Annotated in this window: 24 protein-coding genes; 11 read left to right on the forward strand and 13 right to left on the reverse strand. The window is 71.2% G+C overall.

Annotated features, from left to right (window positions below):
• Positions 1–9: 9 nt before the first annotated feature.
• Positions 10–687 carry a hypothetical protein gene (locus tag OG746_RS10545; protein ID WP_266713778.1) on the forward strand — a complete coding sequence of 226 codons (678 nt, stop codon included), beginning with the start codon at positions 10–12 and terminating at the stop codon, positions 685–687.
• A 63-nt stretch (positions 688–750) separates the two neighbouring features.
• On the opposite strand, the gene OG746_RS10550 is transcribed toward OG746_RS10545, so the two are convergent.
• From OG746_RS10550 to OG746_RS10560, 3 genes are read right to left on the reverse strand one after another with little or no spacing between them, the layout of a single operon-like run.
• The gene (locus OG746_RS10550; protein WP_266713780.1) at positions 751–1,884 is read right to left on the reverse strand and encodes an Mrp/NBP35 family ATP-binding protein; all 1,134 of its coding nucleotides are present in this window, start codon (positions 1,882–1,884) and stop codon (positions 751–753) included.
• Positions 1,885–1,928: 44 nt separating this feature from the next.
• A complete protein-coding gene (locus OG746_RS10555; protein WP_266713782.1) occupies positions 1,929–2,498 on the reverse strand; it encodes a DUF1003 domain-containing protein in 570 nt (189 codons plus the stop codon).
• Positions 2,488–3,771: a magnesium transporter MgtE N-terminal domain-containing protein gene (locus OG746_RS10560; RefSeq protein ID WP_266713784.1), complete on the reverse strand. Its 1,284-nt coding sequence runs from the start codon at positions 3,769–3,771 to the stop codon at positions 2,488–2,490. Before OG746_RS10560 ends, OG746_RS10555 begins: the two co-directional genes overlap by 11 nt.
• Positions 3,772–4,063: 292 nt before the next feature.
• Here OG746_RS10560 and OG746_RS10565 point away from each other — a divergent pair, with 292 nt between their 5' ends.
• A complete protein-coding gene (locus OG746_RS10565; protein ID WP_266718840.1) occupies positions 4,064–4,771 on the forward strand; it encodes a hypothetical protein in 708 nt (235 codons plus the stop codon).
• 52 nt (positions 4,772–4,823) lie between these two features.
• Here the strand turns inward: OG746_RS10565 and OG746_RS10570 are convergent, their stop codons facing one another.
• The gene (locus OG746_RS10570) at positions 4,824–5,339 is read right to left on the reverse strand and encodes a hypothetical protein (RefSeq protein WP_266713786.1); all 516 of its coding nucleotides are present in this window, start codon (positions 5,337–5,339) and stop codon (positions 4,824–4,826) included.
• A 22-nt stretch (positions 5,340–5,361) separates the two neighbouring features.
• Positions 5,362–6,492, reverse strand: a complete 1,131-nt coding sequence (locus OG746_RS10575; protein ID WP_266713788.1) for a magnesium and cobalt transport protein CorA — start codon at positions 6,490–6,492, stop codon at positions 5,362–5,364.
• Between the two features lie 497 nt (positions 6,493–6,989).
• On the opposite strand from OG746_RS10575, the gene OG746_RS10580 reads away from it, so the two are divergent.
• Positions 6,990–7,574, forward strand: coding sequence for a suppressor of fused domain protein (locus tag OG746_RS10580; RefSeq protein ID WP_266713790.1), 585 nt, complete (start codon positions 6,990–6,992; stop codon positions 7,572–7,574).
• Positions 7,575–7,607: 33 nt separating this feature from the next.
• Here OG746_RS10580 and OG746_RS10585 read toward each other — a convergent pair whose 3' ends face one another.
• Positions 7,608–8,864, reverse strand: coding sequence for an MFS transporter (locus OG746_RS10585; RefSeq protein ID WP_266713792.1), 1,257 nt, complete (start codon positions 8,862–8,864; stop codon positions 7,608–7,610).
• A gap of 239 nt (positions 8,865–9,103) precedes the next feature.
• Here OG746_RS10585 and OG746_RS10590 point away from each other — a divergent pair, with 239 nt between their 5' ends.
• The 3 genes from OG746_RS10590 (at position 9,104) to OG746_RS10600 (ending at position 11,413) form a co-directional block, all read left to right on the forward strand.
• Positions 9,104–9,742: a DUF6758 family protein gene (locus OG746_RS10590; RefSeq protein WP_266713794.1), complete on the forward strand. Its 639-nt coding sequence runs from the start codon at positions 9,104–9,106 to the stop codon at positions 9,740–9,742.
• Positions 9,743–9,861: 119 nt separating this feature from the next.
• Positions 9,862–10,749, forward strand: a complete 888-nt coding sequence (locus OG746_RS10595) for a PHP domain-containing protein (protein WP_266713796.1) — start codon at positions 9,862–9,864, stop codon at positions 10,747–10,749.
• Positions 10,750–10,807: 58 nt separating this feature from the next.
• Entirely contained in the window at positions 10,808–11,413 is a 606-nt protein-coding gene (locus OG746_RS10600; protein ID WP_266713798.1) for a MarC family protein, read from the forward strand.
• 110 nt (positions 11,414–11,523) lie between these two features.
• Here OG746_RS10600 and OG746_RS10605 read toward each other — a convergent pair whose 3' ends face one another.
• From OG746_RS10605 to OG746_RS10615, 3 genes are all read right to left on the reverse strand, one after another.
• Entirely contained in the window at positions 11,524–11,676 is a 153-nt protein-coding gene (locus OG746_RS10605) for a DUF8834 family protein (RefSeq protein WP_266713800.1), read from the reverse strand.
• Positions 11,677–11,925: 249 nt separating this feature from the next.
• The gene (locus OG746_RS10610; protein WP_266713802.1) at positions 11,926–12,798 is read right to left on the reverse strand and encodes an alpha/beta hydrolase; all 873 of its coding nucleotides are present in this window, start codon (positions 12,796–12,798) and stop codon (positions 11,926–11,928) included.
• Positions 12,799–12,879: 81 nt separating this feature from the next.
• Entirely contained in the window at positions 12,880–15,321 is a 2,442-nt protein-coding gene (locus OG746_RS10615) for a DEAD/DEAH box helicase (RefSeq protein WP_266713804.1), read from the reverse strand.
• Between the two features lie 514 nt (positions 15,322–15,835).
• On the opposite strand from OG746_RS10615, the gene OG746_RS10620 reads away from it, so the two are divergent.
• Positions 15,836–16,600 carry a ferritin-like fold-containing protein gene (locus OG746_RS10620; RefSeq protein WP_266718842.1) on the forward strand — a complete coding sequence of 255 codons (765 nt, stop codon included), beginning with the start codon at positions 15,836–15,838 and terminating at the stop codon, positions 16,598–16,600.
• 87 nt (positions 16,601–16,687) lie between these two features.
• Here the strand turns inward: OG746_RS10620 and OG746_RS10625 are convergent, their stop codons facing one another.
• From OG746_RS10625 to OG746_RS10640, 4 genes are all read right to left on the reverse strand, one after another.
• On the reverse strand, positions 16,688–16,963 hold the full coding sequence (locus OG746_RS10625) for a hypothetical protein (RefSeq protein ID WP_266713806.1): 276 nt from the start codon (positions 16,961–16,963) through the stop codon (positions 16,688–16,690).
• 185 nt (positions 16,964–17,148) lie between these two features.
• On the reverse strand, positions 17,149–17,376 hold the full coding sequence (locus OG746_RS10630) for a DUF3107 domain-containing protein (RefSeq protein WP_266713808.1): 228 nt from the start codon (positions 17,374–17,376) through the stop codon (positions 17,149–17,151).
• Between the two features lie 209 nt (positions 17,377–17,585).
• The gene (locus OG746_RS10635) at positions 17,586–18,227 is read right to left on the reverse strand and encodes a TetR/AcrR family transcriptional regulator (RefSeq protein WP_266713810.1); all 642 of its coding nucleotides are present in this window, start codon (positions 18,225–18,227) and stop codon (positions 17,586–17,588) included.
• A 177-nt stretch (positions 18,228–18,404) separates the two neighbouring features.
• On the reverse strand, positions 18,405–18,623 hold the full coding sequence (locus OG746_RS10640) for an Rv3202a family protein (protein WP_266713812.1): 219 nt from the start codon (positions 18,621–18,623) through the stop codon (positions 18,405–18,407).
• Between the two features lie 207 nt (positions 18,624–18,830).
• Between OG746_RS10640 and OG746_RS10645 the strand changes: the two genes are divergently transcribed.
• The 4 genes from OG746_RS10645 (at position 18,831) to OG746_RS10660 (ending at position 25,454) form a co-directional block, all read left to right on the forward strand.
• Positions 18,831–19,883 carry an alpha/beta fold hydrolase gene (locus tag OG746_RS10645; RefSeq protein ID WP_266713814.1) on the forward strand — a complete coding sequence of 351 codons (1,053 nt, stop codon included), beginning with the start codon at positions 18,831–18,833 and terminating at the stop codon, positions 19,881–19,883.
• Between the two features lie 8 nt (positions 19,884–19,891).
• Positions 19,892–21,376: a DUF3152 domain-containing protein gene (locus OG746_RS10650; protein ID WP_266713816.1), complete on the forward strand. Its 1,485-nt coding sequence runs from the start codon at positions 19,892–19,894 to the stop codon at positions 21,374–21,376.
• 95 nt (positions 21,377–21,471) lie between these two features.
• A complete protein-coding gene (locus OG746_RS10655; protein ID WP_524540392.1) occupies positions 21,472–23,703 on the forward strand; it encodes a DUF3492 domain-containing protein in 2,232 nt (743 codons plus the stop codon).
• Complete coding sequence (locus tag OG746_RS10660) at positions 23,700–25,454, forward strand: hypothetical protein (RefSeq protein WP_323179573.1); 1,755 nt, start codon at positions 23,700–23,702, stop codon at positions 25,452–25,454. The genes OG746_RS10655 and OG746_RS10660 overlap by 4 nt, the downstream gene beginning before the upstream one ends.
• Positions 25,455–25,715: the final 261 nt, after the last annotated feature.

A 25,715-nucleotide genomic window follows, 5' to 3' on the forward strand; every position in this document is an offset into this window, starting at 1 on the left:
GCCGGGTACATGGAGACGACGAGTCGGGTAGGCGCGCAGGCGCCGGCCACCGAGGGGGCCGGCGAGGCTCTCACGGCCCGGCGCACGGTCGACGGCTACCTGCTGGCGCCCTTCCCGTGGTACGGCCTCGACGAGGCCTTCACGGGACCGCGCTGGCTGATGCAGGTCGGCACCACGGCGGACGGTTCCGTCGAGCACGGTTCGATCGGGCACGGTGACGAGCCCTCCGTACGCAGCGAGCTCACGGAAGACAGCGAGCGGTTCGCGGCGGTGGTGACCATCGCCGCCAATCCGGTACGGCGCACCGCCGACGGCACCGGCGTCCTGGAGGCCACGTCGGTCTCCTCGGCGGCCTGGCTCGCCGGCGTCGGGCTGCTCTCGTACACCTGGCCGGTGCAGATGGACCACACGCTGCGCGACGACTGGCTGGAGCAGCAGACCGAGACGGCGTGGGTGCTCGCGGACGATCTCGCGTCCGATGACTGGGCGACGCTGACGCTGCCGGTGGACGGGGTGCCGACCCCGTTCCACTACCGGGAGTCCGAGTACGGCTGGGTGCTCGCGGGCTCCACGCAGGCCGGGGTGCACCTGGGGGCGTACGGGCGAGGCATGAGTGCGTACGGGCTCGGTTTCTCGGTCGTGAAGGACATCACGGCGCTGGAGCCGGATCCGGAACCGGACGCGTGACGGAGAACGGCGGGCCGCCCGGAATGGGCGGCCCGCCGTTCTCTCAAGGCGTCGGACAGGACGTCAGAACTTATTGCGCGGCGTGATCCCCAGGGACATCCCCGACAGGCCGCGCTGGCGCCCGCCGAGCTTGTCCGCGATCTCGCGCAGCGCCGAGCCCGCGGGGGACTCCGGGTCGGTCAGCACGATCGGCTTGCCCTCGTCGCCGCCCTCGCGCAGACGTACGTCGATGGGGATGGAGCCGAGCACCGGCACCTCCGCACCCGTGGTCCTGGTCAGGCCCTCGGCGACGATCTTCCCGCCGCCCGTGCCGAACACGTCGACCATCTCGTCGCAGTGCGGGCAGGGCAGCCCGGACATGTTCTCGACGACGCCGACGATCTTCTGGTGGGTCTGCACGGCGATCGAGCCGGCCCGCTCGGCGACCTCGGCGGCGGCCTGCTGCGGCGTGGTGACGACCAGGATCTCGGCGTTCGGGACCAGCTGGGCGATCGAGATGGCGATGTCGCCGGTGCCCGGCGGCAGGTCGAGAAGCAGCACGTCCAGGTCGCCCCAGTAGACGTCCGCGAGGAACTGCTGGAGCGCGCGGTGCAGCATCGGTCCGCGCCACACGACCGGAGCGTTGCCCGGCGTGAACATGCCGATCGAGATGACCTTCACGCCGTTCGCCGACGGCGGCATGATCATGTCTTCGACCTGGGTGGGCTTGCCCTCGGCGCCCAGCATGCGCGGGACGCTGTGCCCGTAGATGTCCGCGTCGACGACGCCGACCTTCAGTCCGTCGGCGGCCATCGCGGCCGCCAGGTTCACGGTCACCGAGGACTTGCCGACGCCGCCCTTGCCGGAGGCCACCGCGTACACGCGGGTCAGCGAGCCCGGCTTGGCGAACGGGACCTCGCGCTCGGCGGTGCCGCCGCGCAGCGCGGTCGCCAGCTCCTTGCGCTGCTCGTCGCTCATCACGTCGAGGGTGACCTGCACATCGGTCACGCCGTCGACGCGGGCGACGGCCTCGCGCACGTTGTTCTCGATCGTCGAGCGCATCGGGCAGCCAGAGACGGTCAGATACACGGTGACCGCGACGACTCCGTCCGCACCGATGTCCACCGATTTGACCATCCCCAACTCGGTGATGGGACGGTGGATCTCGGGGTCGTTCACTGTCGCGAGCGCCTCGCGCACCGCGTCTTCCGTAGCCATGCACCCGAGTCTACGGCGGGGTAACCCGCACCCGGAAAGCCCTGTCAGCGGTCGTCTACGTCACGTCCCCGCTCGCGCTCCGCGGGGAATACCCCGGACCCGGGAGCGGACTGCCGCTGTTCCTCCAGTTCCTTGATGAGGTCTTGCAGCTCGGAGCGGATCCAGTCGCGCGTCGCGACCTCGCCGAGCCCGATCCGCAGGGCCGCCATCTCGCGGCTCAGATACTCGGTGTCGGCGATGGAGCGCTCGTTCTGCTTGCGGTCCTGTTCGAGATTGACCCGGTCGCGGTCGTCCTGCCGGTTCTGCGCGAGCAGGATCAGCGGAGCGGCGTACGAGGCCTGCAGCGACAGCATCAGCGTCAGGAAGATGAACGGGTACTCGTCGAAGCGCAGATCGGGCGGCGCGACGATGTTCCACACCACCCACACGATGATGAGCACCGTCATCCAGACGATGAACCGGCCCGTCCCCAAGAAGCGTGCAATCCGCTCCGAGAGCCTGCCGAAGGCCTCCGGGTCGTAATCGGGGATCAGCTTCCGCTTCGGCGCGCGCGGCTGGTCGAGCCGGATGCGCGGCCTGCGCGGGGCGTCGCGTTCACGTTCCTCAGTCGGCATGGTCCACCTCCCCTGGCAGGTGGAATTCCTGTTCGCGCCAGTCGTCGGGAAGCATGTGGTCCAGTACGTCGTCCACGGTCACGGCGCCGAGCAGCGAGCCGCTGTCGTCGACGACGGGCGCGGCCACCATGTCGTACGTCGCGAAGAACCCGGCGATCTCCTGCAGTTGCGCCGCCGGGGTCAGGGCCTGCAAGTCCTCGTCGAGGATCGAGCTGACCATCGTGTACGGCGGATCGCGCAGCAGCCGCTGGAAGTGGATCGTGCCCAGGTACTTGCCGGTCGGTGTCTCGTCCGGCGGCCGGCACACGTACACCTGCGCGGCGAGCGCGGGGGACAGGTCGGGATTGCGGATGCGGGCGAGGGCCTCCGCGACCGTCGAGTCGGGGCGCAGCACGATCGGCTCGGTCGTCATCAGACCGCCCGCGGTCCGGTCCTCGTACGCCATCAGGCGCCGCACGTCCGCCGCCTCGCTGGGCTTCATCAGGTCGAGGAGGCGTTCCTTGTCGTCCTCGGGGAGTTCGCCGAGGAGGTCGGCGGCGTCGTCCGGGTCCATCTCCTCCAGGACGTCGGCGGCGCGCTCCTCCTTCAGCTTGCCGAGCACCTCGATCTGGTCGTCCTCGGGGAGCTCCTCCAGGACATCGGCCAGGCGCTCGTTGCTGAGCGCCGCGGCGACCTCCGCGCGGCGCTTGGGGGAGAGGTGGTGCAGCACGTTGGCGAGGTCGGCGGGGCGCAGCTGCTCGAACGTGGCGAGCAGGCTCTCCGCGCCCTGTCCGTGCTCCTCCAGGTTGAAGCCGTCGACGCCCGACCAGTCGACGGTGATCGCCTCTCCCTTGGCGCGCCGGAAGGCGCCGCGCTTCGGCGAGTTCTTCCGTACGAAGACCCGGTCGATCTCCCAGTCGCGGCGCGCGGGCAGCTGCTGGATGGAGACATCGAGGACGGTGACCTCCTCACCGGTCTCCACGAGCCGTACGCGCCGGTCGAGCATCTCGCCGAGGACGAGGCGTTCGGTGGGCCGCTGTTCGAAGCGCCGGACGTTGAGCACCCCCGTGGTGATGACCTGGCCCGACTCGATCCCGGTGACCCGGGTCATCGGCAGGAAGATCCGCCGCCGGGTCGACAGCTCGACGACGAGGCCGAGCAGCCGCGGCGGTCTGCGGCTCACGCGCAACATCGCCACCAGGTCGCGCACCCGGCCCACCTGATCACCGTTCGGATCGAAGACGGCGATGCCGGAGAGGTGCGACACGAAGATCCGGGGAGCGCCTCCAGCCATACCGTCGCGCGCCTCCTTCCGTTTTCCTTCGCATTCGTCCGGATATACAGGCAATTTCTCGCCCAGGCTAGCCGCTACCCGCCCCCCGCGCCTTTGCGCATCGGCCACCCGACCCGGGCGGGTAACCGCAGATCGCGGGGGTACGCTGCCGTACCTGCCCACCCGTCTCCCACCACCGCCCTCAACCGAGGCGCTGCGCGCCGCCCCCCTCAATTCACACCCAAGCTGCCGTACGAGAGGTAGTCCGCCCGTGACCCTGCGCCCCCTCACCCGCCGTACCCGCAGGACACTCATGGTGGGCGTGTTGTGCACGGGGCTCGCGGTGGGCCTCGCGGCGTGCAGCGAGGAGGACCCGGACGCGGGGACGAACGGGGTCGGCAAGCTGACCCCGGCCAAGATCCAGTCCCGTACGGTCAAGGCGGCCCGCGGCGCGAACGCGGTGCACGTCGCCGGCACGGTGGTCGTCAACAAGAAGACGTACAAGCTGGACATGCGGCTGAAGGACAACGGCGGCACGGGGTCGGTGAGCACCGGCGGCGGCACGTTCGGGCTGCTGCGGGTCGGTGACCACCTGTACCTCAAGGCGGGCGCAGGTTTCTGGACGCACTCCGAGGACGGCAAGGACGGGCACGGTTCGGGCAACGCCGCGGAGAAGCTCGACGGCAAGTACGTGAGGGTGCCGAAGGACGACTCGTCCTACCAGCGGCTGAGCACGTTCACCGACAAGGGCGTGCTGCTCGACGGCCTGCTCGCGCTGCACGGCACGCTCGCGAAGGGCGAGCGCGGCCAGGCGGGCGGCGTCCGCACGGTCGAGCTGACCGGCGACAAGGGCGCGGGCGGCACGCTCGACGTGTCCCTGGAGGGCGGGGCGTACCCGATGCGCCTGGAGCGGGCCGGAGGAGCCGGCACCATCCAACTCAGCGACTGGGGCACCGACTTCACCCTCCGGGAACCCAAGTCCACAGAAACGGTCGACTACGGGCAGGCGCTGCCGGGTTAATCAAGCCCCGCCGGCGTTTGAGGCGCGGGGTCCGGGGCGGAGCCCCGTGGCGTCAACGCCGCTTCCGCCGCGCGAGGAGCTTCGGCAGCCCCGCAGGAACCGGGTTCCGGGTCGTGGCCGGAGACCCCACAGGAGGCGCGGCCAGCGACCCGTCGGCCACCGGCTCCGTAGCCCCACCCACCGGCTCGAGCCGCAGCACACGGCACTCCCGCGCCCACCGGTCCAACATGGTCTCCGCGTCAGGCGCGTTGAGGCGCTTGCCCTTCAGCTCGCCCACGACGGAGTCGTACGCCTCCGTACCCGCCGCCAGCTCGACCACCGTCGCCCGCCAGCCCACGAGCCGCCCGCCCTTGTCCTTGCTGCGCACGGTGACAACGGCCGAGCCGCCGTCGACGAGGTCGGGCAGCGGCTGCTCGCCGGGCCCGTCGCCGACCAGGCACGCCGCACCCTCGTGCCACACGTGCCACAGGGCCCGCTCCACGCCCCGCTCCCCGCGCACCCAGATCAGCCCGGACTTCTTCGTGGCCTCCTCGACGAGGGCGGCGTCGAGCAGTTCAGCAGTCGTCATACGGCCAGCGTAGCCGCGAGGCTCACAGCCACCCGTTGCGCTTCAGGGTCCGGTGGATCGTGAAGCAGACGCCGCCGATGAGCGCGAGCACCATCGGATAGCCGAACCGCCAGTGCAGCTCGGGCATGTACGTGAAGTTCATGCCGTACACCCCGCACACCATCGTCGGTACGGCGATGATCGCGGCCCACGAGGTGATCTTGCGCATGTCCTCGTTCTGGGCGACGGAGGCCTGCGCCAGATTGGCCTGGAGGATCGAGTTCAGCAGCTCGTCGAAGCCGATGACCTGCTCCTGCACGCGCTCCAAGTGGTCGGCGACGTCCCGGAAGTACTTCTGGATGTCCGGGTCGATCAGCCGCATCGGCCGCTCGCTGAGCAGCTGCAGCGGACGCCGCAGCGGGGCGACGGCCCGCTTGAACTCCAGTACCTCACGCTTGAGTTGGTAGATCCGGCCCGCGTCGGAGCCGCGCGGGGAGCCCTTGCCGGGCTGCGAGAAGACCTCGGTCTCGACCTCGTCGATGTCGTCCTGCATCGCGTCGGCCACGGCCAGGTATCCGTCGACGACGTGGTCGGCGATCGTGTGCAGCACGGCGCTCGGGCCCTTGGCGAGCAGCTCGGGGTCGTCCTGGAGCCGGTGCCGCAGCGCGCGCAGCGAACCCTGGCCGCCGTGCCGGACCGTGATGAAGAAGTCCCGGCCGGTGAAGCACATGACCTCGCCGGTCTCCACGATCTCGCTGGTGGCGGTGAGTTCGGCGTGCTCGACATAGTGGATGGTCTTGAAGACGGTGAACAGCGTGTCGTCGTAACGCTCCAGCTTGGGCCGCTGGTGGGCGTGGACGGCGTCCTCGACGGCGAGCGGGTGCAGCCCGAACTCGGCGGCGATACCGGCGAATTCCTCCTCGGTCGGCTCGTGCAGACCGATCCAGGCGAAGCCGCCGTCGCGCCGCACCTGGCGCTTGGCACCGCCGGGCGTGAGGCACTCGGAGGACGGGACGCGGACCCCGTCGCGGTAGACGGCGCAGTCCACGACGGCCGAGCAGGCCGCGGCGTCCCGCGTGAAGTCGTACGAGGTGCGGGCCTCGTTGGCGTACGGGGCGACGCTCTTGCGCAGCGAGGGACGGACGGCGGCTCGCAGGTCGCGCATCATCGACATGGGCAGGCTCCTTCGCGGGCGGGAGTCGCCGCGCGTCGGGTGGAACCACCCGGAATGAGGACGTCCTGGTCAACCGGGAACCGGGACATGCTGCACGTCCACAAAGCGGGAAGCACCGCACCGACGCTGGGCGGCTTCGCTGACTGATTCAGATCGCGACATCCGAGGGGACGTCGATGAGATCAGGGGAACGAAGTGCTCTTCCGGCAGGCGCGGCCAGCACGGTGTACAGCTGACTGCGGGTGAGATGAGGCCCTGGGCCCTACAGGCCGGAAGAACGGGTAGTACTGCACGGTCGACTTCGATCCATGACAGCCCCACCTCCTCCGGCCGGTCCCCCGTGGGGGACGTGAAACGGGTCGGTTTCTCGACAGGCCCGCGGGGGCCCTCGGCGGACACGCGCTGCGTGTTGTCCCGACCAGCGGCCAAGACTATCAGCCGACCGGCGAAAGCGGGCCCCGTCCATACCCGTTGAGCGCGAGATCTATGCTCGCGGGATGGCAGAAGTTCTTGCGCTGGTGGAGGCGCGACTCCGGATAACCCTGGGTGAACCGGACGCGCGAGCGGCGGTCACCTTCCTCGGTACCGACCGCATCGAGGTGTTGCGCTTCACAGAAGGCGACGTGGTGCGCTACGCCACCCTCGGCATGTCCGCGTCCCCGATGGCCGATCCCACGGCGGCCCTCGCCGACCCCGTCAAGGGCCCTCGCGCGGAGCTGGTCCTCACCGTCCGCGCCGGCCTCGCCGACACCGACAAGGTGCTGCGCCCGCTCGCGGTCCTCGCGGCGTCCCCGCAGGTCGAGGGCATCGTCGTGGCGCCGGGCGCCTCGCTCGACGTGGGTGAACCGCTGTGGCCCGCAGCACCGTTCACCTCGGCCCTCGTCGCGGAGCCGGGCGGCCTGGTCGAGGACCTGGACCTGGACGATCCGCTGGACCCCGTACGGTTCCTGCCGCTGCTGCCCATGACGCCGAACGAGGCGGCGTGGAAGCGGGTGCACGGCGCGGCCGCGCTCCAGGAGAAGTGGCTGGACAGCGGAACGGACCTGCGCGATCCGCTGCGCAAGTCCGTTCCGCTGGACTGATCCGGGCCTGGATCGGTCCGGGCTGAGAACCGGTCAGTTCGCGTAGACCGAGACACTGTCCTCGGTGGCGTGCTTCGGCTCCAACTCCTCGGCCTCGTGGGTGAGTGCGCTCCTGCGCACCCACACCACGACCGCACCGAGCACCGCCGTGATCGCGGCGACCACGAACGGGATGTGGATGTTGCTCCACTCCTCGATCTTCGGCGCGAAGAACGGGGCGGCCGCGGCGGCGAACCACCGGACGAAGTTGTAGCCGGCGCTCGCCACCGGCCGCGGCGCGTCCGAGACGCCGAGCGCGAGCTCGGTGTAGACGGTGTTGTTCACGCCGATGAAGGCGCCGGACAGGATCGTGCAGACGACGGCCGCGGTGTGGTTGCCGTACCCGAGGGCGAGCACGTCCAGGGCGAGCAGCACGAGCGAACCGCCGAGCACCTTGAGCGAGCCGAACCTGGCCTGCATGCGCGGCGCGACGATCACCGAGAACAGTGCGAGCAGCACACCCCACGCGAAGAACACCGCGCCCGACTTGTACGGGGTCATGTTCAGCACGAACGGCGTGAAGGCCAGCACCGTGAAGAACGTGTAGTTGTAGAAGAAGGCCGAGATCGCCGCGGACGCGAGGCCGCCGTGGCCGAGCGCCTTGATCGGATCGAGGATCGAGGTCTTCTGCGCGGGCTTCGGCTGTTCCTTCAGGAACACGGTGATGCAGACGAACCCGATGGCCATCAGCGCGGCGGTGCCGAAGAACGGGTAGCGCCAGCTGGCGTTGCCGAGCAGCGCGCCGACGAGTGGCCCACAGGCCATGCCGAGCCCGAGCGCGGACTCGTAGAGGAGGATCGCGGCCGCGCTGCCACCGGCGGCGGCGCCGACGATGACCGCCAGCGCGGTCGACACGAAGAGCGCGTTGCCGAGGCCCCAGCCCGCGCGGAAGCCGACCAGCTCCCCGACGGAACCGGACGTGCCCGCGAGCGCCGCGAAGATCACCACGAGGGCGAGGCCGACGAGGAGGGTCTTCTTGCCGCCGATGCGGCTGGAGACGAACCCGGTCACCAGCATGGCGATGGCGGTGATCAGGAAGTACGAGGTGAAGAGCAGGGAGACCTGGCTCGGTGTCGCTTCGAGGCCCTTGGCGATCGACGGCAGGATCGGGTCGACCAGGCCGATGCCCATGAAGGCGACGACGGATGCCCCGGCGGTCGCCCAGACCGCCTTCGGTTGACGCAGGAGACTGCCCGCACCTGCGTCGAACGTGTCCCCTTCGGCGGGACCCCCTGTACTGCTGTGGCTCATGCCTGCTGCTCCTTTGAGTCCCTCGAGTCCTTTGAGTCCCTCGAATCCTTCGAGTGACTTCCTCTGGTCCTTCGAGTAGTCCTTCGAGGGCTGGATCGTTGGCGTATACACATAATAAGTTAGAGCAGCTAATTAATGCAAGCTACATCTATCTCTCCTGGTCGGGACGCCACGGCGCTGCCCTCCGGACGGGTGATCGTCCTTGACGCGGCGCGGGACGGGGAGGACCGTGGGGCTCTATGAGGGGCGAACCCAGTTGCCCGAAGTGTGGTGGCCGGGTCAGGGCTCCCGGACTCTTTGCCGACTCCTGGCAGTGCGATGCGCACGGGACCGTGCATCCGATGCAGCCCGTGATCCCGCCCAGTGTCGAGGCGCTCAGCGTCGTGGTGCGGCGCGCACGGGTGCCGGTCTGGATGCCCTGGCCGCTGCCCGTCGGCTGGCTGTTCACGGGCGTGGCCAACGCGGGGGACGAGCGCCACGGCGGCCGTGCCACCGCCGTCGCCTGCTCGGGCCCGGGACCGCTCGGCGGCCCCGGTGAGCTGGTGCTCGTCGCCGAGGAGCTGGGCGTCGGACTCGGCGCGCGCTACGCGGGGATCGACGGCCCCGACCCCGGCCCGTACATGGAGGTCTCGGGGCCCCCGCAGGCCAAGGTGCTCGCCGCGGGCCGGCCCACCCCGATGTGGCACGTCTCCGGCGTCCCGGACGACCGGGCGGTCTTCGCCGGTGAGGCGCGCGGCCTGTGGCTGTGGGCGGTCGTGTGGCCGGAGCAGACGGGGATGCTGATGTACGACGAGCTGGTGCTCACGGATCTGCGGGACGCGGGGGCCGAGGTGGACCTGCTGCCGTGCGGGGCGCTGTCGCCGCGCATCATGGCGTGAGTCCCAGAGCGCGGGAGAGGTAAGGGTTCCGTGCCCGGTTCGGTGGTGACGGGGGTGCTGGAAATCCCCGTTATCCTTGAGCGGTCCCCGTCAGCCCGTCGAGCCTGGAGTACGCAGCCGTGCGCATCGATCTGCACACCCACTCCACTGCCTCCGACGGCACGGACAGCCCGGCCGAACTCGTGCGGAACGCCGCCGCGTCCGGCCTGGACGTCGTCGCGCTCACCGATCACGACACCACCCGCGGGCACGCCGAGGCGATCGCCGCGCTCAACGGCCTGTCGGCCGACGGCCCTTCGACGGGGCTGACCCTCGTCACCGGTGCCGAGCTCTCCTGCCGCCTCGACGGCGTGAGCATGCACATGCTGGCGTACCTCTTCGACCCCGAGGAGCCGGCCCTGCTCGCCGAGCGCGAGCTGGTCCGCGACGACCGGGTGCCGCGCGCCAAGGGCATGATCGCCAAGCTGAACGAGCTGGGCGTTCCGGTAACCTGGGAGCAGGTCGCCCGGATCGCCGGAGACGGTTCGGTCGGCCGCCCGCACATCGCCACGGCGCTGGTCGAGCTCGGTCTCGTACCGACGGTCTCCGACGCGTTCACCGAGAACTGGCTGGCCAACGACGGGCGCGCGTACGTCGACAAGCACGAGACCGATCCCTTCGAGGCGATCCGCCTGGTCAAGGCCGCGGGCGGGGTCACCGTCTTCGCGCACCCGGGCGCCGCCAAGCGGGGTCACACCGTTCCCGAGGCGTCGATCGCGAAGCTGGCGGAGGCCGGGCTCGACGGCATAGAGGTCGATCACATGGACCACGACGCCGCGACCCGCGACCGCCTCCGCGGCCTTGCCGCCGACGTCGGCCTGCTGGTCACCGGGTCCTCGGACTATCACGGCAGCCGCAAGACGTGCGTGCTCGGCGAGTACACCACCGACCCCGAGGTCTACGGGGAGATCACGCGGCGCGCGACGGGCGCCTTCCCGGTGCCGGGCGCCGGCGGACGCGGCGCCTGACGCGCCCCGTACGCACCTCGACCCACCCTTCCGCACCACTCTCGCAAGGCACCCCACCGTGTTCGACGCTGCCGTTTTCGGATCCCTTTTTCTCACGCTTTTTGTGATTATGGATCCCCCCGGAATCACCCCGATCTTCCTCGCCCTCACCGCGGGCCGCCCCGCCAAGGTCCAGAAGCGCATGGCCTTCCAGGCGGTCTGCGTGGCCTTCGGCGTCATCGCCGTGTTCGGCGTTCTGGGCAACCAGATCCTGGCCTATCTGCACGTCTCCGTCCCGGCCCTGATGATCGCGGGCGGTCTGCTGCTGCTCCTGATCGCGCTCGATCTGCTGACCGGCAAGACGGACGAGCCCAAGCAGACCAAGGACGTGAACGTCGCCCTCGTGCCGCTCGGCATGCCGCTGCTCGCCGGGCCCGGCGCGATCGTCTCCGTGATCCTCGCCGTGCAGGACGCGGACTCGGTGGGCGACCAGGTCTCCGTCTGGTCCGCGATCATCGCGATCCACGTGGTGCTGTGGCTGGTGATGCGCTACTCGCTGGTCATCATCCGTGTCATCAAGGACGGCGGCGTGGTCCTGGTGACCCGGCTCGCGGGCATGATGCTCTCCGCGATCGCGGTGCAGCAGATCATCAACGGCGTGACACAGGTGATCCAGGGCTCCTGACCGCCCTGAGTTCCTGACCGCCCCGGGCTCCTGAGAGCGCCGGACCACAGCGAAGCCCCCGTACGCATCGTGCGTACGGGGGCTTCGAAGTGTGCGAGTCGCTTACGCCGTTACGAGGCGGACGACTCTGCCGGGCGGATGTAGAGGCGCTGCCCGATGGCGGCGGCCTGCTGAACGATCCGGTTGACGGAGGCGGCGTCCACGACGGTGCTGTCCACGGCGTTGCCGTCGACATCGTCGAGTCGCATGATTTCGAAGCGCATGGGCTTCTCCCTTCGTCTGGTGATCCTCCTGAAGGAGAACTACTGGTGCGGGGCTTCTCAGCTTGGTCCCGCAGTACGGCCGGGCGGTTGCCCGGCCGTTAAGAGTGAATTGCGCAGCAGGGGTGCCGCGCGTTCCTGATGGGTACAACGAGTTGCCCGCTGCAAACATTCCCTACGCTAAGGAAATTTTTCGATCGGCTAATTACTCGTGCGTCATCAGTGCCCGCGAGGGGCCCGTGAGCTGCTGTTTTATGCCGCCGGGTGGCGGTCCCAGAAGGCGGCGAGGGCGGCGGCCGTGGCCCGCGGCCGGTCGGTATTGGGGGAGTGCTCGGCCCCGGCGACGACGGTGCGCTCCGCGCCGAGGCGCGCCGCCATGTCGTCGAGGAGCGGCACGGGCCAGGTGTCGTCCCGCTCGCCCGACAGCACATGTATCGCGAGGCCGAGCGCCGCGAGCTCGTCGACCCGGTCCGGCTCCGTGCGCAGCTGCCCCGCCGTGGCGATGAGCTGGGCCGGGCTGTTCCGCATCCAGCGGCGGCGCAGATCCTCGCCGTCACCGCGGAGGTCGGCGGCGTCCTCGGGGGCGTCCAGGCCCTGGATCGCCTCCCACACCTGCGCCATGTCCAGCGCGGCGAGGGCGTCCTGGAGCAGCTTGGCGCGCTCCTGCTGGGGCTGTGCGACGGCGGCGGGGCCCGAGGACATCAGCGTGAGCGAGGCGAACGGGGCGGGGTCCTCGATGACCGCCGCGCGCGCGACGAGCCCGCCGAGCGAGTGGCCCAGCAGATGCACCCGGCCGGTTCCTTCGTCTTGGAGCGCCGCCGCCTGCGCGAGCGCGTCGCGCGCCAACTCCCGCTGCCGGTACGGCCGTTCGTCGTCCTTCGGGCCTTCCGACTCGTACTGCCCGCGGCCGTCCACGGCGACGGTCCGGTAACCGGCCGCGCTCAACGGGGCGTGCAGCTCGATGAAGTCCTCCTTGCTGCCCGTGAATCCGGGCAGCAGCAGGGCGGTGCCCCGGACCGGGCCCTCGGCCGGCTCGCCGGTGAGCGCAGCGAAGTCGCCCCGGGCGGTGCGGAGGCGGTGCGCACGGGTGCCGGGCGGCGGGGTGAAGGTCGCGGGCCTGCTCATGTGCCGAGATTACGCGCAGCCACCGACAACGAAGGCCCGGACCCCGCAGCAGCGGGATCCGGGCCTTTCGCCGTGGACTGATCAGGCCTCGGGGGCCTCGACCTTCTTGCGCGTACGACGCGGCTTCGCCTCGGCGGCCTCGGCAGCGGGCTCGGCCTTCTTCCGGGTCCGCGCGGGCTTCGCCTCGGCGGTCTCGGCGGCGGGCTCGGCCTTCTTGCGGGTGCGGGTCCGCGTGGCGGGCTTGGCCTCGGCGGCCTCCGCGGTGTCGACGGCGGCTTCGGCCTTCTTCCGCGTACGACGCGGCTTTGCCTCGGTCACCTCGGCCGCCTCGGCGGTCTCGACGACGGGCTCGGCCTTCTTACGCGTACGGGTCCGCGCGGCGGGCTTGGCCTCGGCGGCCTCCGCGGTGTCGACCGCGACCTCCGCCTTCTTCCGCGTCCGCGTGCGGGCCGGCTTCGCCTCGTTCGCGTCCGCCGCCTCGGCGACGGGCTCGGCCTTCTTGCGCGTACGCGCCGGCTTCACCTCGGCGGCCTCGACGGTGTCGACGACGGCCTCCGCCTTCTTGCGCGTACGACGCGGCTTCGCCTCGGTCACCTCGACCGCCTCGGCGGTGTCGACGGCGGCTTCGGCCTTCTTGCGCGTACGACGCGGCTTTGCCTCGGTCACCTCGGCCGCCTCGGCGGTCTCGACGACGGGCTCGGCCTTCTTCCGGGTGCGGGTCCGCGCGGCGGGCTTGGCCTCGGCGGCCTCCGCGGTGTCGACCGCGACCTCCGCCTTCTTCCGCGTACGGGTCCGGGCCGGCTTGGCCTCGGCGACCTCTGCGACCTCAGGGGCCTCGACCGTGTCGACCGCGGCTTCCGCCTTCTTGCGGGTGCGCGCGGGCTTCGCCTTCGGCTCGGCCTGCTCCGGCTCCGCGGCCGCCGGCACGGCTTCCACCGTCTCGACGACGGCCTCGGCCTTCTTGCGCGTACGACGACGCGGCTGGGCGGGGATCTCCGCCTCGACCGTCTCCACGACCGCCTCGGCGGCGGCCACCGGAGCGACCGACGGGGCGCCTGCGCCACCGCGCGTACGACGGCGACGACGCGGCGTCCGCGGCTCGGTGGACTCCTCCGCGGGAGCGGGAACGGACGTGGGAGCGGACGCGGGTGCGGCCGTGGCCTCCCCGGCGCCGACCGGCTCGCCACCGCGCATACGGCGACGGCGGCGCGGCGTGCGCGCCGGGCGCTCACGCTGTTCGCGCTGCTCACGGTCCCGATCGCGGTCACGGTCGCGGTCGCGGTCGCCGCGACCACCACGGCCGCCGCGCGAGGACGAAGCCCCGCGGCCACCGGTCTCGCCCAGGTCCTCGACCTCCTCGGCCCCGAGCCCGGCGCGCGTGCGCTCCGAGCGCGGCAGGACACCCTTGGTGCCGGCCGGGATGCTGAGCTCCTCGTACAGGTGCGGCGAGGACGAGTACGTCTCGACCGGGTCGTTGAAGTCCAGCTCGAGCGCCTTGTTGATCAGCTGCCAGCGCGGGATGTCGTCCCAGTCGACCAGCGTGATCGCGATCCCCTTCTTGCCCGCGCGGCCGGTGCGGCCGATGCGGTGGAGGTACGTCTTCTCGTCCTCCGGGGACTGGTAGTTGATGACGTGCGTGACGCCCTCGACGTCGATACCGCGTGCGGCGACGTCGGTGCAGACGAGCACGTCGACCTTGCCGTTGCGGAACGCGCGCAGCGCCTGCTCGCGCGCGCCCTGGCCGAGGTCACCGTGCACGGCGCCGGACGCGAAGCCGCGCTTCTGCAGCTGCTCGGCGATGTCCGCGGCGGTCCGCTTCGTACGGCAGAAGATCATCGCGAGCCCGCGGCCGTCGGCCTGCAGGATGCGCGAGACCATCTCGGGCTTGTCCATGTTGTGCGCGCGGAAGACGTGCTGCTTGGTGTTCGCGACCGTCTTGCCCTCGTCGTCCGGCGCCGCGGCGCGGATGTGCGTGGGCTGCGACATGTAGCGGCGGGCCAGGCCGATGACGGCGCCCGGCATGGTCGCCGAGAACAGCATCGTCTGACGCTTCGCCGGAAGCATGTTGATGATCCTCTCGACGTCGGGCAGGAAGCCCAGGTCGAGCATCTCGTCGGCCTCGTCGAGGACGAGCGCCTTGACGTGCGAGAGGTTCAGCTTCTTCTGGCCGGCCAGGTCGAGCAGTCGGCCGGGCGTACCGACGACGACGTCGATGCCCTTCTTGAGGGCCTCGACCTGGGGCTCGTACGCACGCCCGCCGTATATGGCGAGGACGCGCACATTGCGCACCTTGCCGGCGGTCAGGAGGTCATTGGTCACCTGCTGGCACAGCTCGCGCGTCGGAACGACGACGAGGGCCTGCGGGGCGTCGGTGAGCTGCTCGGGCGTGGCCCGGCCCGCCTCGACGTCCGCGGGAACGGTGACGCGCTCCAGGAGCGGAAGGCCGAATCCGAGGGTCTTGCCCGTGCCGGTCTTGGCCTGGCCGATGACGTCCGAGCCCGAGAGGGCTACGGGGAGGGTCATCTCCTGGATGGGAAAGGGACTGGTGATGCCGACGGCCTCAAGGGCCTCCGCGGTCTCGGAAAGAATGCCGAGCTGACGGAAAGTCGAAGTCTGCGTAGTCAGGGTGTTGCCTCTTCTGTGAGGTGCGGCGCGAGGCGAACGCGGGGGTCGTGACCGTGCCGGTCTGGTACACCGGACTCGAGCCGCGGTCTGCGGGGATCGGGTGGACCGGATGGCGCGGGACCACTGCCGACGCTCGAGCGCTCGTGCCGCTGAGGGCCCCTCCTCAGATTCGTACGCCTTGTGACGTACGACCCGGAGGGCTGTCGGGTCGGAGCCGATCGGGCCTCCGACCGGGCATCCTCATTCATGAGGCCCGTCCGATGTGCGCGCAAGCGTCTTCACGGCGCCTTGCACTCGGCGGGCTCTTTACCACTGTACCCCGGAAACGCGCATGCGCGATGGCCGAATGGGTCACGTAGCCGTCGTCACACTCCTTGACCAGGGACTTCCGCGACGCGGTGAGCGGGCTATTGTGCGCTTCATGGAGACGCCTGACAACGCCACGCCGACCGCCGAAGCATCCCAAGCAAACCAGGGCCTCACCGGTATCGCCGCCCAGGACTGGGCCACCGCGTCCGCGGACGAGAACTATCGCGCCGCCGTCGTCGACCTGCTGGGCGCGCTCGCGTACGGAGAGCTGGCGGCGTTCGAGCGGCTCGCCGAGGACGCGAAGCTGGCGCCCACGCTGGCCGACAAGGCGGAGCTGGCCAAGATGGCCTCCGCCGAGTTCCACCACTTCGAGCAGCTGAACGACCGGCTCTCGGCGATCGGTGTGGAGCCGACCGAGGCGATGGACCCGTTCGTCGACGCCCTCGACGGCTTCCACCGCCAGACCGCCCCGTCCGACTGGCTCGAGGGCCTGGTCAAGGCGTACGTCGGCGACTCGATCGCGTCCGACTTCTACCGTGAGGTCGCGGCCCGCCTCGACTCGGACAGCCGCTCCCTCGTCCTCGCCGTGCTCGATGACACCGGCCACGCGTCGTTCGCCGTCGAGAAGGTGCGCGCCGCGATCGAGGCCGACCCGCGCGTGGGCGGCCGGCTCGCCCTGTGGGCCCGGCGGCTCATGGGCGAGGCGCTCTCGCAGTCGCAGCGGGTGGTCGCGGACCGGGACGCGCTGTCGACGATGCTGGTCGGAGGCGTGGCCGACGGCTTCGACCTGGCCGAGGTCGGCAAGATGTTCTCGCGGATCACCGAGGCGCACACCAAGCGGATGGCAGCACTCGGCCTCGCCGCCTAGCGACGCCTTCCGGTTCCAGCGGTTCTTGCCGGTTCTTCCAGTTCTTGAGGTTTTCCCGCTCTTGCGGTTCTGCTGCTGCCGCTTCGTCTACGCGTACGGAGTCAGCTGCTGCCGCGCTCTGCCCCGGGTGGGGCGCAGCAGCAGCGAGAGCAGGGCCACGGACATCGCGACCGCGCCCACGAGCGTGGCGATCGCATGGCCTGGTCCCAGCGCGCTGTGCGTGACGAACGCCCCGAACAGGGCGCCCGCGATACCGGTCGGCATCACGAGCGTGCGTGACGGCAGTCGGTGCGGCAGTCGATGGCCCGCCCCGATGGCGAGGGCCATGCCGAGCAGTACGGAGCCGATTGCTTCGAGAAGCATGGTGCGGTTACCTCCCGCGCGGCTGTTGGGTGCACTTCGGACGTAGCCGGTCTACCCCTGGCCTCGCGGCCGCAATCCTCCCCGCCGGGATCGGCTGTGCGCTCGCTGTGAACATGCAAAAGGCCTGATGGCAGCTGTGCCATCAGGCCTTTCACGGTCTGTCCGCGCGTCCCTTCCGGGAGGCTCTACAGCGGGCCGAAGCCCACCTTCCGCGACGACGGTTCACCGAGCTCGACATAGGCGAGGCGCTCGGCGGGGACCAGGACCTTGCGGCCCTTCTCGTCCTTCAGGGAGAGGAGCTGGGACTTGCCGGACAGCGCCGCGGACACTGCGCTCTCGACCTCCTCGGCGGACTGGTCGCTCTCCAGAACGATCTCGCGAGGCGTGTGCAGCACGCCGATCTTGACCTCCACGGCCTTGTCCCTCCGACGATCCGTGATGTGCGCGGAAGACCGCGCCGTACCCAGCAAACATTAGCCCGGCCAGGCGAGACTCCCGGCGCCCCGGCTGCACGCCAAGAGCGAACAGCCGGACGGGAACAAAGTGAGCCGTGTGGTCGGGCCGTGCGCCCAGGCGCGTGCTCAGCGTGCGCGCGGGCGCGTGCTCAGTCGCGGGCGCGTGCTCAGTGCTGCTCTGAGCCGTGCAGCGGGAAGCCCGCGATGCCGCGCCAGGCGAGCGACGTCAGCAGTTGCACCGCCGTGTCGCGCTCGACCGGGCTCGAGCTGGACAGCCAGTAGCGCGCGACGACCTGCGAGACGCCGCCGAGGCCCGTCGCGAGAAGCATCGACTCGTCCTTGGACAGGCCCGTGTCCTCCGCGATCACGTCCGAGATCGCTTCGGCGCACTGCAGGCTGACCCGGTCGACGCGCTCGCGCACCGCCGGCTCGTTCGTCAGGTCGGACTCGAAGACGAGCCGGAACGCGCCGCCCTCGTCCTCCACGTACGCGAAGTAGGCGTCCATGGTCGCCGCGACGCGCTGCTTGTTGTCCGTCGTGGAGGCGAGCGCCGTGCGGACCGACTGCAACAGGGACTCGCAGTGCTGGTCGAGCAGCGCCAGGTAGAGCTCGAGCTTGCCGGGAAAGTGCTGGTAGAGCACCGGCTTGCTGACGCCGGCCCGCTCGGCGATGTCGTCCATCGCGGCCGCGTGGTACCCCTGCGCGACAAAAACCTCCTGGGCAGCTCCCAGAAGTTGATTGCGTCGGGCACGGCGCGGCAGGCGTGTGCCCTTGGGGCGCGCTGCCTCCGTCTGCTCGATGGCTGTCACGCCGCCTCCCAAGATTGTCCGTGCGCGGTGTGCGCCGCGACGCCATCGTACTTTTGGGTAACCCTGATGTGCGCGGTGCGAGCGCAGAATTTCACGGACCGGACTCCTGTGAAAACCGCATGTAGTGAGCCCGATGTCACATCTGTGGTCACAAATGGGTGGATCGTGGCACACCGCTCACCGGTAGTCGTCCTCGTCGATCACGACGACGCGGGCCTGCTCCGCCCGGTCCGCCTCGTTCGCGGTGTCCGGGTCGGCCGCCGCGTCGGGCTCGTCGTCCCGCTCGGGCGCGAGGTCCGTGTGCTGCTCCGCGGCGTCGGCCTCGGGTGTCTCCACGCCCGCCTCGGCGGGGCGGTGCTCCGCGAAGGTCTCGGGGTCGCTCGGGTCGACCGTCATCGATGGCTCCCTTCCTCACCTGTCCGTGCGTGGGCGGGTGCCCTGATTCGAGCGTAGGAGACACCTGATCGGGCCGCTATGCGACCTTTCGTGGATCCCTTGAGTGACGCGGGGGCCTCCTGGGCGAATCCGCCCGGCCGTGCGGCGTTTGGATCTGTGACAGCGAACACGCGATCCACTGCGTGATCGTCTCGTAACATATGTCGCATGTCTTCGACCGAGTCGCCGCGCGTGCCTGCCGTCATCGCCGCCGCCGCGACGCCCACGCCGGGCGCCGTCGAAGTCGCGGAGGGGGAGCGCTTGCGATCGGTCGGGCTCCCCGGCCTGACGCTGTCGGTCAGGGCCCGTCCCGGAGCGTACGAGGGGCTGCCGCCCGCGCTGTACGTGCACGGGCTCGGCGGCTCCTCGCAGAACTGGTCGGCGCTGATGTCGCTGCTCGACGACGCTGTCGACGGGGAGGCGGTCGACCTGCCGGGGTTCGGCGACTCGCCGCCACCGGACGACGGCGACTACTCGGTGACCGGGCACGCGCGCGCGGTCATCCGTTATCTCGACGCGCAGGGGCGCGGCCCCGTGCACCTCTTCGGGAACTCGCTGGGCGGAGCCGTCGCCACGCGCGTGGCCGCCGCGCGTCCCGATCTCGTCCGCACGCTGACCCTGGTGTCGCCCGCGCTGCCGGAGATCCGGGTGCAGCGCACCGCCCTGCCGACCGGCCTGCTCGCGGTGCCCGGCGTCGCCCCGCTCTTCACGCGTCTGACGAAGGAGTGGACGCCGGAGCAGCGGGTGCGCGGTGTCATGGCCCTTTGTTACGGGGACCCGAACCGGGTGACGCCCGAGGGCTTCAGAGTGGCCGTGGGGGAAATGGAACGGCGGCTCCAACTGCCTTATTTCTGGGACGCGATGGCCCGCTCCGCGCGCGGCGTCGTGAACGCCTATACGCTCGGCGGGCAGCACGGCCTCTGGCGGCAGGCCGAGCGTGTGCTCGCGCCGACGCAGCTCATCTACGGAGGGCGTGATCTGCTGGTCTCGTACCGGATGGCGGCCCGCGCGGCGCGTGCCTTCCGGGGTTCGAGGCTGCTCACGCTCCCGGACGCGGGGCATGTTGCGATGATGGAGTACCCGGGGACGGTCGCGACGGCGTTCCGGGAACTCCTCGCCGACACCGAAGCGTTGAAGAAGAGGCGCGGGAGCGCCAATAGTGCCGGTGACGCCGTGAGTGACGCGTCCGGCACCGACGACCACACGACATTGGGGAGCTGAGGCGGCCTGTGGGACGGCATAGCCGCCGAGGATCGGCAGACGGCACAGAGGACGCTGTCGACGTACAGGTCGACGTACAGGTAGAGACTGAGGCGCATGCCCCGTCCCGGCCGGGCGTGGGTACAGGGCGCAGGCGAAGGGGGCCCTCCGAGGCGCCGCCCGAGTCGGCTCCGCCGTCGGCGCCCGGACGTTCCCCCTTCTCGGGGCACACGTCGGCGCGTCCGGGGGCCGGGCCGGTGCGTGGCGGCCACCCCGAGGCGCGGGAGCCGGGCGGCGGCTGGGGCGCGTCCGTGCCGCGGGTCGCGGGCCCCGTCGCGTCGGCGCGCGGGCCCGAGCACGGTGTGACGGCTCCCGCCGATTCGGCGCTGCCGGGGCCGCGGCCCCGGCAGGAGCGATCGGATCAGGGCGCATCGGATCAGGGTGCGCAGGGTCAGGGTGCTCCGGGTCGGGGGCACCCGCGGCAGGACTACATCGATGCGTTCGATGCTCCTGCTCATGCTCCTGCGGGTGCGGGCTTCAACGCCCCCGTGGGTAATGCCTCCGCGAGTTTCGAGGCATCCGCGGGTACGGACCCGTACGCGCGCGTGAGTGAGTGGGACGCCGAGCGGCCCGCGCCGCCGGAGGACCAGGACCGGACGTCGGCCGAGTCCGGCGGCGGGCGTGAGAAGCGTGGCAGGGGTATGACCTTCACGGGCATCGCCGCCGCGGCCGTCACCACCGTGCTCGCCGTGGTCGTCGCGGGGCAGGTCGCCGACAGGGACGGCAGCTCCGCGCACGGCGCTCAGGCGCAGGCCGCCGAGGGCGGTCGCCCGGGCGGCGGCTCCACCTCGCGTACGGACGAACGGCCCGCACCGAAGAAGACGGCGCAGGCCGCCCCGGCGACGTACGGGCAGAAGATGGCCAAGAAGTACCCGCTCGCGGCGGATCTGAAGGCCTCCGGTGCGTTCACGACGATCCCGGGGGACGACAAGGCGCCGGGCAGCGGGCAGAAGTTCCGCTACCGCGTCGATGTGGAGAAGGGGCTCGGGCTCGACGGGTCGCTGTTCGCTCAGGCGGTGCAGAAGACCCTGAACGACAAGCGGAGTTGGGCCCACGACAGTGCCCGCACCTTCGAGCGGGTCTCCTCCGGGACGCCGGACTTCGTGATCACGCTCGCGAGCCCGGGTACGACGGCCGACTGGTGCGCGAAGTCGGGCCTCGACACGACGGAGGACAACGTGTCGTGCGACTCCGCCGCCACCGACCGCGTGATGATCAACGCGTATCGGTGGGCCCAGGGCTCGAAGACGTACGACGACGTGCTCGGCGACACCGCCATCCACCCGTACCGGCAGATGCTCATCAACCACGAGGTCGGGCACCGGCTCGGTTTCAACCACGTGACCTGCTCGCAGGACGGCTCGCTCGCGCCGGTCATGCAGCAGCAGACCAAGTTCCTGAAATCCGGCGGGATCACGTGCAAGCCCAACCCCTGGGCCTTTCCCAAGGGTTGACGCTACGTAGCTATCCGTAGCCGTTCGATCTCTTAGCGCGACCAAACGTCGCGCGTGCGGGAAAGTTACGCCCGTTCACCCCTTTTGGTGGCGTGATGGACAACCGTCCATCACGCCACCGGCATGTCCGCATACGTTCGTCCCGCTGCGAGCCGCCAATCCAACGGCGGCTCCCTGTACGGGAGATCGGGGGTGTGCGCGTGCGCATCGGAATGCTTACCGAGGGTGGCTATCCGTATGTGAACGGTGAGGCCGGACTCTGGTGCGACCGGCTTGTGCGCGGGCTCGAGCAGCACGAGTTCGACATCTACGCGCTCGCCACCAGCCAGGAGCAGGAGGACGCGGGGTGGCTCGAACTGCCGCCTCAGGTCATGCGCGTGCGGACCGCGCCGATGTGGGCGGCCGGGAGCGAGAGCGGCGCGCGCGACGGCGTGTTCGGGCGGCGGGCCCGGCGCCGGTTCGCCGCGTTGTACCGGGAGCTGGTCGAGGCCGTGGTGTCGGCCGGCGCGACCTCGGATGACCTGGGGTTGAGCGAGGCGGACCGTTTCGCCAACGCGTTGTACGGGCTTGCCGAACTCGCCCGCGACGAGGGCGGTCTCGGCGTCTCCCTGCGTTCCGAGGCTGCCGTGCGCATCCTGGAGCGCGCCTGCCGTGCGCCGGGCGCGCTCCGGGCGGTACGCGCGGCCCGCGTGCCCGATCTGCTCTCCTTCGCCGCGCATGTGGAGCGTGAACTGCGGCCGCTGTCCCTTGACTGGTACGAGGACGGGTCCGGGTTCGATGCCTCGGCGTCGGCCTCGACCTCGGGCCACTCGGCGGGGTCGGCGTCGGTGGCGGTTGCCGGTTCGGCGGCGGGGGAGACGTCGGGGGCCGGGGCGGGGTCAGGGTCGGTGCCGGGGGCTTCGGCGTCGGCGTCGGGCCTGTCGTCGGGTTCTTCTTCGTCTTCGTCTGTGTCTTCGGGTTCGGCTTCGGGCTTCTCCGCGGGGCTGTCCGGAGGGGGCGGGCTCGCGTCCGTCGATCTCTGCCACGCGGCCTCCGGCGGCGCGGCCGCCCTGCCCGGCCTGATCGCCAAGCACTTCTACGGGGTGCCGCTGCTCGTCACGGAGTACGGCGTGCAGCTCAGGGCCCGGTACATCGCCGCGGGCGACGCCGAGTTGAGTGCGCCGGTGCGCGCGCTCCTCGCCGCCTTCCACGGCCGGCTCGCCGCCGAGGTCTACCGGCAGGCCGCCGTGATCACCCCCGGAAACGCGCACGCGCGGCGTTGGCAGGAGCGGTGCGGTGCCGACCGCGCCAAGCTGCGCACCATTCACCCCGGCATGGAGGCCGGCCACTTCGCCGAGGTGGGCGAGCGGGAAGGGCCGGGCGACCCGGACACCCTCGTCTGGGTCGGGCGTATCGACCCCTCCAAGGACCTGATCTCCCTGCTGCACGCGTTCTCCGAGATCCGCAAGGAAGAGCCGAAGGCCCGGCTGCGCATCGTGGGGGTGCCGGAGGCGGGATCGGTTCCGGGCGCCGGAGCGGGCGCGGGCGCGGGACTTGTGGACGGCGGCGGATGGCCGGCCGACGGGTTCGTCTCCGGAAGGCCGGTCGGTGGGCACGGCGGCGGTGGCGCGGACGCCTCGGATCTCACGGCGGACCGCGAGGCCGCGCTGTACCTCGGGCACTGCAAGGCCCTCGCCGCGCAGCTCTTCCCGGACGAGGCGGAGGGGATCCACGCCGTGGGCGAGAACCCCGTCACCTTCGAGGAGCTGGGCGCCCCCGAGGCCCCCGACCTCGCCGATGTCTACGGCTCCTGTGGCGTCGTCGTCCTGTCCAGCGTCGTCGAAGGCTTCCCGATGAGCCTGGTCGAGGCCATGTTCTGCGGGCGCGCGACGGTGTCCACGGACGCAGGCGCCGTCGTCGAGGTGATCGGTGGCACGGGTCTCGTGGTGCCGCCGCGCAATCCGCGCGCGCTCGCCGAGGCGTGTGTGGCGCTGCTGCGCGACCCCGCACGGCGCGAACGGCTCGGTGCGGCGGCACGGGCGCGCGCCCTGGAGCTGTTCACCGCCGAACAGAACATCGCGGCATTTCACAGCATTTACCTGGAGATCGTCTCGCGCTGCCCGGTGCGCCGGGAGGTCGTCGACGACGCGGGCGCCCCGTTGCCGTTCGCCTACCCGCCGGAGGCCCATGTGCCGGGCCGCTGGACCACGCAGAGCACGGGTGAGCGGGGCGGTGCGTGGCTGGCCGGGCGCTCGGGCGGGGCTGCCGGGACCAGTTGGGGAGCCGATGGCGGTGCGCGTGAGCAGTTGGCCGGGATGACACAGGGCTGCGGGGAGGCGGACGGATGACCGGGCGTATCAGCGAACGCACAAGTGAGCGTGCCGCGTTCGGCGCCACCGATACCGGGGGCGACGCCGATGCGCCCCGAGTACCGGTGAGCGCCGGAGCGTGGGGCGCCGGGTCGGCGGAGGCGCTGGGTGCGCGCGGCAGTGGCGGCGGCGGTGCCGACGGCGGCGGGGAGGTGGACGGAGCCCCGGCGTCCACGGAACAGGCCGACCTGGAGGTCCCGGAGGACCTGGAAGATCTGGAGGACTTGGAGGACATGGAGGTGGGATTGCTGCGTGATCCCGCTGCGTGGCGGTCGTCCGTTCTTGAGGACGGGGACGGGGACGGGGACGGTGCCCGGGGTCGCCCCGGTGGTGCGGGTGATGCGGGTGGCGACGGAGCGGGTGGTGGTGCCGTTGCCGGTGTCGCCGGCTTCTTTGGCGCCGGGCCCCGCGACGTGGAGCGGAGTGGCGTCGAGCTCAGTGACGTCGAGCCGCGCGGCATCGAGTCCGGTGGTGCCGACACCAGTGGTACCGAAACCCGCAGCGCCGATTCCCGTGACGCCGATTCCCGTGACGACGACTCCCGTACGGAGGCCGACCACCGTGCCGATGTCGCGCGGATCGTCGGTCCGCGCGGCGCCGACTCCCGTGACGCCGACTCTCGTGGCGCCAACTTCCGCCCCGCTCACCGCCGTTCCGGTGCCGACCCGGTCAAGGGGCTGATGCACCGGCACCGTGAACTGTGCGAGCGGGCCGTCGACCCACTGGAGATCGCCGCGGGTCTTGAGGCCCACGGCGTCACCGACAGGACCGCCGCCCGCTTCCGCCACAAGGACGTGTTCTCGCTCGCCGAGGAGATGTACGCCCGTGCGTCGAGGGACGGCGACCCGTACGAGCCCGTCGTCGAGGTCTCCGGATCCGCCCCGGGCCGGCGCGGACTGTGGGCCGGACTCGCGCTGCTGCCGGGCGCCGTCTGCGCGCTCACGCTGTTCGGCCTGCACGCCACGGCGGGCACCGCACGCCTGGCCATCGGCCTCGTCGGTGTGCTCGCCACCCTCGTCGCCCTGCGCGCGACGCTGCGCCACGGGCCGCTGCGCGCGGTCGACGGCCCCTCCGCCCCCTCGGCCCGGCTCTGGTCCTGCTGGCTGCTCGCGTACGCGCTCCTCGGCGACGGCCTCCTCGACGCCGCGCTCGCGGGCGGGCCCGACGAGCCCTGGGCCCCCGCGACCGCGCCGCTGGTCGCGCTCGCCGTCGCCGTGGCACCGGCCACCTGGTGCGCCCAGCTCTTCTCGGGCGGAGCGCGGCGCCGCCTCGCCACGAGCCACGGGCTCGCCGAATTCGCCGCCTCCGTACGCCCGTTGCTCCTCGGGGCCGTGACCCTGTTCGCGCTCACCCTCGTCGCGCTCCTCGTGTCGGCCGGGGTCGTACTCGACGAGAAGGTGGACTACGCCGGAGTGGGCGCCCTGGGCGTTCTGCTGCTGCTCGCCCGCCTCCTCGCCGCGCACCGACGTACGCACGCCCCCGCTGTCGCGCTGGGCGCCGCCGTCGCCGTCGAAGTCCTGGCCGTCGCCACGGTCTTCGCCGCACGACTGCCCGGCTGCGACGCCCTGGGCCTGCCCGTCGAGACCGCGGTCGACGCGGTCGGCACGGGCGTCGTGCCGACGGTCGCCTGCGCCGTCGCCGCCCTCGTCCTCCTCGTGCACGCCACTCGCACCCTGACCCGGGCCTCCGCCCACGCGAACGCGGGCGACCCGATCGGCTGGGCGCCATGACCGCCATCCCCGGCTTCGCCGCCTCTATCGAGCGCGCCGTGCCACCGCGTCCAGTACTCGCCAGATGACCAGGACCACCCGGGGCCCGCGGGGCCGACACCGCGGGCCCATCCGAAGACCCAGGGCAAACCCCATAAGGAGAACGCCAGATGACCACCCCTCCCCCCGGAGGCGCCGGATACGCCGGATACTCCGGACCTCACGGGCAGCGCGGAATCCACGACCGGTGCGCCCCGCGCGCGGCGCGCGGAGTGCGCGGCG

Source organism: Streptomyces sp. NBC_01016 (assembly GCF_026341035.1).
Classification (GTDB): domain Bacteria; phylum Actinomycetota; class Actinomycetes; order Streptomycetales; family Streptomycetaceae; genus Streptomyces.

Bases quoted from the DNA above. Each gene is read 5' to 3' on its own strand.
- OG746_RS10625 (WP_266713806.1), bottom strand. From the start codon at position 16,963: ATGCTTCTCGAAGCAATCGGCTCCGTACTGCTCGGCATGGCCCTCGCC.
- OG746_RS10645 (WP_266713814.1), top strand. From the start codon at position 18,831: ATGTCTTCGACCGAGTCGCCGCGCGTGCCTGCCGTCATCGCCGCCGCC.
- OG746_RS10640 (WP_266713812.1), bottom strand. From the start codon at position 18,623: ATGACGGTCGACCCGAGCGACCCCGAGACCTTCGCGGAGCACCGCCCC.
- OG746_RS10615 (WP_266713804.1), bottom strand. From the start codon at position 15,321: ATGACCCTCCCCGTAGCCCTCTCGGGCTCGGACGTCATCGGCCAGGCC.
- OG746_RS10560 (WP_266713784.1), bottom strand. From the start codon at position 3,771: ATGGCTGGAGGCGCTCCCCGGATCTTCGTGTCGCACCTCTCCGGCATC.
- OG746_RS10570 (WP_266713786.1), bottom strand. From the start codon at position 5,339: ATGACGACTGCTGAACTGCTCGACGCCGCCCTCGTCGAGGAGGCCACG.
- OG746_RS10575 (WP_266713788.1), bottom strand. From the start codon at position 6,492: ATGTCGATGATGCGCGACCTGCGAGCCGCCGTCCGTCCCTCGCTGCGC.
- OG746_RS10550 (WP_266713780.1), bottom strand. From the start codon at position 1,884: ATGGCTACGGAAGACGCGGTGCGCGAGGCGCTCGCGACAGTGAACGAC.
- OG746_RS10660 (WP_323179573.1), top strand. From the start codon at position 23,700: ATGACCGGGCGTATCAGCGAACGCACAAGTGAGCGTGCCGCGTTCGGC.
- OG746_RS10590 (WP_266713794.1), top strand. From the start codon at position 9,104: ATGAGGGGCGAACCCAGTTGCCCGAAGTGTGGTGGCCGGGTCAGGGCT.
- OG746_RS10605 (WP_266713800.1), bottom strand. From the start codon at position 11,676: ATGCGCTTCGAAATCATGCGACTCGACGATGTCGACGGCAACGCCGTG.
- OG746_RS10655 (WP_524540392.1), top strand. From the start codon at position 21,472: ATGGACAACCGTCCATCACGCCACCGGCATGTCCGCATACGTTCGTCC.
- OG746_RS10555 (WP_266713782.1), bottom strand. From the start codon at position 2,498: ATGCCGACTGAGGAACGTGAACGCGACGCCCCGCGCAGGCCGCGCATC.
- OG746_RS10580 (WP_266713790.1), top strand. From the start codon at position 6,990: ATGGCAGAAGTTCTTGCGCTGGTGGAGGCGCGACTCCGGATAACCCTG.
- OG746_RS10610 (WP_266713802.1), bottom strand. From the start codon at position 12,798: ATGAGCAGGCCCGCGACCTTCACCCCGCCGCCCGGCACCCGTGCGCAC.
- OG746_RS10585 (WP_266713792.1), bottom strand. From the start codon at position 8,864: ATGAGCCACAGCAGTACAGGGGGTCCCGCCGAAGGGGACACGTTCGAC.
- OG746_RS10545 (WP_266713778.1), top strand. From the start codon at position 10: ATGGAGACGACGAGTCGGGTAGGCGCGCAGGCGCCGGCCACCGAGGGG.
- OG746_RS10565 (WP_266718840.1), top strand. From the start codon at position 4,064: ATGGTGGGCGTGTTGTGCACGGGGCTCGCGGTGGGCCTCGCGGCGTGC.